We start from the raw sequence: 2,622 nt of genomic DNA on the forward strand, positions 1-2,622 counted from the left end.
GACTTCCGCGTGGGCGGTCCTGCTCGCCGCCGTCGTGATGCAGGTGGGCGCGGAGCTGTTCGTCGGCCGCAACTACGGCATCGCGATGGTGTTCATCACCCCGCTCGCGCTGCTGATGATCTCGCTCGCCTCGCCCGCGACCCCCGACATGCTCCTGCGCGACCGCGTGCTCGAGACCGTGATCGGTGTCGCCGTGGGAACACTCGTCGCGATCGTCTCGGCCGCGCTGCGTCGACGCGCGTCGCTAGGGTGAGGATGCCATGGACTCCACCGACGACACCGATGCCGCCGCGTCGCGCGGCCTCGGACGCGACGCCGCCGAACGCATCAGTGCGGGGTGTTACGGCGCGCTGATCTCGGCATCCACGCTGTTCGGTCTGAGCGACACCGACCTGGGCACGGTCATCGCAGTGGTCGTGCTGACGAACCTCGTGTATTTCGCGACCCACGTCTTTGCGTACTCCCTCGGAGACGTGTCGGCCCGCCGACCGGGACAGGTCGTGACGCATCACCTTCGCGTCAGCGCCCCGATGATCTCGGCGACGTTCGCGCCTCTCCTGGTGGTCGTGGTGCTGACGGCGACCGGCGTGGCCCTCTCGACGGCGCTGCTGTGGGGCGTCGCGGTGGCGATGACGTATCTGGTCGTGGTCGCCACGGCCGGCGCGCGCCTGCGCGGATACTCCGTCGGCGCCGTGCTGCTCACGGCCGCGGGAGCCGCGATCGTGGCGGCCGTTCTGATCACGGCGAAGCTCCTGCTGCACTGAAACGTGCCAGGGTGGGTTCTCGTGAGTCCTGTGACGCCCCTCCTGCTCTCTTCCCCCGCTGCGCCGAGGACGGTGGCGCGATGACGACCCCGCCGAGCCTCACCGTCGTCGGCGCGATCAACGTCGACCTCACCGCCCGTGTCGAGCGCGCGCCCGGCCCCGGCGAGACCGTCGCGGACGGCGTGCTGCAGCGCGGACCCGGCGGCAAGGGCGCGAACCAGGCCGTCGCGGCCGCGCGCCTCGGAGCCGCGGTGCGCCTGGTGGGCGCCGTGGGCGACGACCTCGACGGTCGCGGGGTCCGCGAGCAGCTGGCATCCATCGGTGTCGACGCGTCGACGGTGCAGACGTCCGACGCGGCCACGGGCACTGCCCTGATCGTCGTGGATGCCACCGGCGAGAACTCCATCGTCGTGTGCGCCGGTGCGAACGCGGCGATCGACGCCGACGCCCTGGGGATCGAGCCCGGTTCCGCCGTGCTCGCGCAGTTGGAGGTGTCGGATGCCGTGATCTCGGCCGCCGCGGACACCGCCGGGTTCTTCGCCCTCAATGCCGCCCCCGCGCGCCCGCTCCCCGCCGGGGTGCTCGAGCGCGCGGATCTGGTCATCGTCAACGAGACGGAGTACGCGCAGCTCCCCGAGGTGCACGACGCGCCGTTGCTGTGCGTGACGCTCGGAGCCGAGGGCGCGCGGCTGTACCGGCACGGCGAGCTCGCCGCGTCCGCGCCCGGGGTGTCGACGACCGTCCGCAACACCGTCGGCGCCGGGGACGCATTCTGCGCGGCGCTGGTCGTGGGCCTGCTGCGCGGCGATGCTGAGGAGGTCGCCCTCGCGCGCGCGTGCGCTGTCGGGGCTGCCGCCGTCGCAGACGATGCGTCGCAACCCGATCTGCAGCCCCTCGACGCGTACGGGGTTCCCGCGTGAGCCGCCGCCCGATCCTCGTCGATTGCGACACCGGCATCGACGACGCCCTCGCCCTCGCGTACCTCCTGGCCGAGCCCGCGGTCGAGATCGTGGGCGTCACGACGGTCTCCGGGAACACGGATGCCGCCCGCGCGGCCGCCAACACCCTGTCGCTGTTCCAGCTCGCCGGGGTTGATGACATCCCGGTCGCCGTCGGCGCGCACCACTTCCGCGGGCGCGACTACGCCGGCGGCGCGCCACACGTCCACGGGGAGGACGGCGTCGGCGGGATCGCGTGGGCCGCAGCCGACAGCTCCCCCGACACCCGCGCCGCGGTCGAACTCATCGATCACCTGGCCACCCGGCATCCAGATCTCACCGTCCTCGCCCTCGGCCCGCTGACGAACCTCGCCGCCTACGCCGAGACGCCCGGCGTCGCCGCGTTCGACCGGCTCGTCGTCATGGGTGGTGCGTTCGGTCACTCGGGCAACGTGACGGCGTGGGCCGAGGCGAACATCCACAACGATCCCGAGGCGGCCGCGGTCGTCTTTGCGCAGGACTGGGACACCGCCCTCGTCCCCCTCGACGTCACGATGACGCAAACCCTGGATGCCACCGACCTCGTGCGCCTCGAAGCGATCCCGGGCGCCGTGCCACAGGCGTTGGCCGCGATGCTGCCGGCGTACCTCGACTTCTACCAAAGCCGCGTCTTCCCCGACCGCCGCTGCGCGCTGCACGACCCACTGGCGGCGATGGTCGCGGCCGGCGTGCTGCGGGGCGTCAGTGTCGCGTCGGGGCAGGTCGAGGTGCGGCTCACCGGCGGGGAGCGCGGGCGTACGGTGTCGTCGCGTGCGTCGTCGACGCAGCGGTGGGTGCGCGGGATGGAGGGCTCCGCCGTCGAGGTGTTGTTGGGGCGGTTGGAAGGGCGGGAGTGGCCGGGCTGAGTAAACCTTTCGTTC

The 2,622-nt window shown here is 72.4% G+C and carries 4 protein-coding genes; all 4 read left to right on the forward strand.

Annotated elements, in window-relative coordinates:
• Positions 1-253 (forward strand): FUSC family protein (locus tag I5G_RS23445; protein WP_036329259.1); only part of this gene is annotated, 253 nt, incomplete at its 5' end.
• Between the two features lie 7 nt (positions 254-260).
• Positions 261-764, forward strand: a complete 504-nt coding sequence (locus I5G_RS18035; protein WP_022880307.1) for a hypothetical protein — start codon at positions 261-263, stop codon at positions 762-764.
• 80 nt (positions 765-844) lie between these two features.
• On the forward strand, positions 845-1,684 hold the full coding sequence (locus I5G_RS18040) for a PfkB family carbohydrate kinase (protein WP_022880308.1): 840 nt from the start codon (positions 845-847) through the stop codon (positions 1,682-1,684).
• Positions 1,681-2,607 (forward strand): nucleoside hydrolase, encoded by a 927-nt coding sequence (locus I5G_RS23450; RefSeq protein WP_022880309.1) that lies wholly within the window; start codon positions 1,681-1,683, stop codon positions 2,605-2,607. The genes I5G_RS18040 and I5G_RS23450 overlap by 4 nt, the downstream gene beginning before the upstream one ends.
• Positions 2,608-2,622: the final 15 nt, after the last annotated feature.

The organism is Microbacterium sp. B19 (genome assembly GCF_000333395.1).
In the GTDB taxonomy this organism is placed as follows: Bacteria; Actinomycetota; Actinomycetes; order Actinomycetales; family Microbacteriaceae; genus Microbacterium.